The 3974-nt window shown below is 46.3% G+C and carries 3 protein-coding genes and 1 pseudogene; 2 read left to right on the top strand and 2 right to left on the bottom strand.

From position 1 onward, the window contains the following. Positions 1-155 precede the first annotated feature (155 nt). Positions 156-1424 carry a hypothetical protein gene (locus ACWVCM_RS05320; RefSeq protein ID WP_455200681.1) on the top strand — a complete coding sequence of 423 codons (1269 nt, stop codon included), beginning with the start codon at positions 156-158 and terminating at the stop codon, positions 1422-1424. A 42-nt stretch (positions 1425-1466) separates the two neighbouring features. Next, positions 1467-1958: a GlcG/HbpS family heme-binding protein gene (locus ACWVCM_RS05315; RefSeq protein ID WP_455200680.1), complete on the top strand. Its 492-nt coding sequence runs from the start codon at positions 1467-1469 to the stop codon at positions 1956-1958. 12 nt (positions 1959-1970) lie between these two features. Here the strand turns inward: ACWVCM_RS05315 and ACWVCM_RS05310 are convergent, their stop codons facing one another. Further along, entirely contained in the window at positions 1971-3032 is a 1062-nt protein-coding gene (locus ACWVCM_RS05310) for an ATP-grasp domain-containing protein (RefSeq protein ID WP_455200679.1), read from the bottom strand. Between the two features lie 2 nt (positions 3033-3034). Next, a pseudogene (locus ACWVCM_RS05305) lies at positions 3035-3859 on the bottom strand (tyrosine/phenylalanine carboxypeptidase domain-containing protein); the annotation flags it as partial. Positions 3860-3974: the final 115 nt, after the last annotated feature.

Below are 3974 nucleotides of genomic sequence, written 5' to 3'. Positions count from 1 at the left end.
GCATAAATGGAAAAGGAGGATTCATCTTTAAACAGTGTAATAAGTATATAACAATTGCCCCCGGCGTTGGCAAATCAATCAGACAGTTTGTGTTAAACTCAATAATATACGTACATTAACTCTGTTTGTCATTTCGTCGATAAAGAGTTCCAGCTTTGAAAAAAAATATCCTGACACATATTATTGCCGCTACGACTGTCGCATTTGGCATATGGCTGTTCGTTGGAGGCCAGGATACTTCCCGGGATATGGTTGATAGCTTAGACTCACAAACACCGAAACCACCAAACAACGTTAATCAATCAAAAAGTACTGCATCAGGAAAAGAAGCCAGTACCGCGTTTCTAACCGAAGACAACCGGGCAAAACCCTCTGTTCCGCAAGCGACACCGCCGCAATTAGCAATAGCAAAAACAGCACCTGATCGAAAAGTTAGAAATCCCGAAGTTATTGTTGATGACTATATCATGGCCTGGCGAAATGCCGATAAAGCCACCGCGAGTAAGTTATGGGCCACAATTAGTAGCTGTGAGGAATGTCTTGCGTTACTGGTTGATATGATTGTCAATAAAAACCTTGAAGATGGCATGATGCTGGAGCTTGCTATCAAAATGGCTGCGCTGGACACCAACACAGTATTGCCTGTGTTCGACGTTTTGATTGATCCTGCAGGTAACCGCAGTTCAGCCATCATCTTGTCTGAAAAGATGATGGAAAATGGCCGGTCAGAACTGGTGACAAAAATCTTTGAAGTGATCTATAAAGCCCAGGAAAACGGTTATGAAAATTTCGCCAGGCAATTAACCTGGGTAATATCAAAGGTGGATAATCTGGAAGGATTACAGCCGATTCTCGATACTGTTGCTGGCCGCACCACCGCCACACCTGATTACGCTGACCACGTGTCCAATGTGTTTAGTAAAGTAGTGCATAATATTCCCGATTCGCAAAATGCTGCCGAGGTAATGGCAAGCTACTACCAGTCAGCCAGCTCGCAGGAGCAACAGCGTCTTTGGCAGGTGGTGAGCAAGCACGAGGACACGCTGGTATTGCTGGCAACCAGTGCAGACCGTAACGGTCAAAACTATGAGATTGAAAAATACGCTTCTGCCATCGCAGCGCTACCCAATCAGCGGGCAGTCGATGGCCTGATGAAGCTGCATATTAATGTTGAGTATTCGCCAGACTATTTATCAGGTATGTTAGAAAAGAGTATAAAAATAAATCCCACTATTAAAGTTTTGCACAAACTGGAAGACTATATGCGCAATCCAGATGTGGCTTTAGAATCCAGAATATTCGCTGCAGAAGGATTGCTGGCGATTCGTGATAACCGCCAGGCACGATATATTCTGGAAAAAGTAATTAATAATCCTCAATATTCAGATCCTGAGTTACAGGCATACATTGGGGGCCGACTATAATCTTTCTGAGTTCTTAATATATTTATAGAAAAGGAGCAACGAATGCGCTTAGTGCTTGGGTTTATTTTAATCATCATCTGTGGTGACACGCTGGCGGATGAGGATGCGTTTGTGACGACGCGAGTGTTAACGGCAAGCACAGCAAACCAGCTTGCGGTAGCAGCGGAACAAACCTGCCGGAAGAAAGGTTACCAGGTTTCAGTAGCCGTGGTGGATCGATATGGAAATCTCCTGGCATTTGTCCGTGACCCACTGTCTGGCGCGCACACTATACGTTTAGCGCAGGACAAGGCCTATACCGCGGCATCTTTTCAGGGGGCAACTATCGAACTGGCCGAGCGACTCAAATTTTTAAAGGGTACACCCAGAGTATCGCTGGTCGGTGGCGGTGTTCCGATCCGGGTTGCTGGTTATATGTATGGTGCCGTGGGTATTTCTGGTGCACCTCGGGAAAAAACTCCCGGCGATGTCGATGATGCGTGCGCACGCGCAGGTATTGAGTCGGTGAAAGATGCCCTGGAGTTTGCCGGTTAACCAGAAACCATCTCAATTTGCCGTGCTAAGAGTAGCTACTTTTACGTTGTCATACTTGTCGGGGTATTGATTCAGGTAGTCCGCCTTAAATTCAATGGCTTTAATTATCTCCGCAAAAAAGTTAACGCCTTCCAGTTTGCAGGCACTGCCCATTCCGCCCGGCGATAGTATGTTAATCTCCAGCAGTTTATTGTCCACGATATCCAGTCCGGCGAAGAAAATACCATTTTGAATCAGGAAGGGCCTGACAGCGTCGAGCAGTGCTAGCATCTGATCGGTTACTTCCGCTTTTACAGCGATGGCACCCGCAGACATGTTGCTGCGTATGTCTTTATCGCCCTCCTTGCGCTGTCGGTGAATCGCAGCAATGTGCCCTTTGCTACGCAAAGGTTCTCCATTTATTATAAACAGGCGAGTATCACCCTTGACACCGTCTGGCAGGAATTCCTGGGCAATGATAAAACCATCGCGTGCTACAGCATCTATCATCTGGTTGATGTTGGGTTCATCCTGTGGTCGAATGACGAATACTCCTCGCCCACCGGAGGCAAACAGCGGTTTTAAAATACCATAACCACCTTCCTGTTTAATAAATAATTTAATGTCCTCTTTGTTTCGGGTGACTATTGTTCGAGGGTAAACCCAGCCCGGTAGCATTTTTAAGTACAGTTTGGTAAATGCCATGTCCAGTCCATTGGGATCGTTTAACACCAGTACACCATGTTGCATGGCGAACCTGCCAAAATAAATTGCCGCCATACGCGCCCAGGGGCGGGCAATGGCATCCAGGGACGGATCGTTGCGGATCATTAGTATATCCAGTTCATCGACGCTAATTTTTTCTCTCGCGGTTTGTTTCTGTAGTTCTTTCAGAAATACCTGTGAAGATCGATGGTGTTCCTTAGTGGGCACAATGGCATGCGCATAGGTGTGATTGTCGAGGTGAAGTGCAAAATCGCCGACATTGATGTAAAACACATCATGACCGCGATTTACAGCAGTCAGCGCCAGTTGTGTAGTCGTGTAATCGGCAATTTCAGTCTGAATATCATTCACCACAAAAGCGATTCGCATGATTAGTTACTCCTCGCCAAATCCAGCACCGATAGTCCTCGCGTAAGTTTTTGTAAGCGTTCCTGTGCCAGTGGGGTATCCAGAAAGCGGGGTCGTAAGCTTGGCGGCTTTAATACTTTGCGCCATCGCAATTCCTGAATAAACGATAAATGTTCGTGAGAGATTTTACCCAGATAGAGTGGTGCCAGCTCTTTACCCGCTGCAAGGTAGTCTAAAACCTGGTTAAGGCCGCGCAGGTAGACAACATCCTTGGTGTAGCCACCACCACGGAATATGCGCATGGTAATATAAAAGGCAGTAGAACTATCAAAGCCAAGTTCTTTGTATAACTGGTTGAAAGTTTCTATAAAGTCTGCACCATCGGTAATGTGTTTTACTGCCATAACGCGACCGGCGAGTAAGCGAATCCGCAATGCATTGATTTCACCCGACAGGAATTCACCCAATACCGCCAGACCTTCCTGCATGGGTTCATAACCGGCCATTCCGGCATAGAGTTCCTGCAGCGGTTGTTGTTTGCCATTATGATAGGTCAACACATGAGTGCCGATTTCATGGGCTAATAAACCGTTTATTCGATCGGTCGAAACTCTGGCGTCGCTGCCAATCAGGAAATTACCACGTGATACCAGTACGCCACTAATGTCATTACGTAACTCAACTTTAGTGTTTAACGTTTCATCCTGTTCGCGATAGTGTCGGACTTCCTTTAAGGCTAACTCGTAGAACTCATTTGCACCGATGAATTCTCGGTTATTTTGCTGGGCATCTTCTGCCGGAAGTCTGGTTAATATTTCCCTGGCAAGTTCTACCAGGTCCTCTTCCGCGTCGCCATAGAAATATTAACCAGACTTCCGGCAGAAGATGCCCAGCAAAATAACCGAGAATTCATCGGTGCAAATGAGTTCTACGAATTAGCCTTAAAGGAAGTCCGACACTATC

The sequence above is a fragment of the Kaarinaea lacus genome, from assembly GCF_975902315.1.
This window is presented reverse-complemented; position numbering and strand designations above follow the sequence as displayed.

What these genes read in the sequence shown, in the direction of transcription:
- ACWVCM_RS05315 (WP_455200680.1), top strand. Translation starts at nt 1,467, where the DNA reads ATGCGCTTAGTGCTTGGGTTTATTTTAATCATCATCTGTGGTGACACG.
- ACWVCM_RS05310 (WP_455200679.1), bottom strand. Translation starts at nt 3,032, where the DNA reads ATGCGAATCGCTTTTGTGGTGAATGATATTCAGACTGAAATTGCCGAT.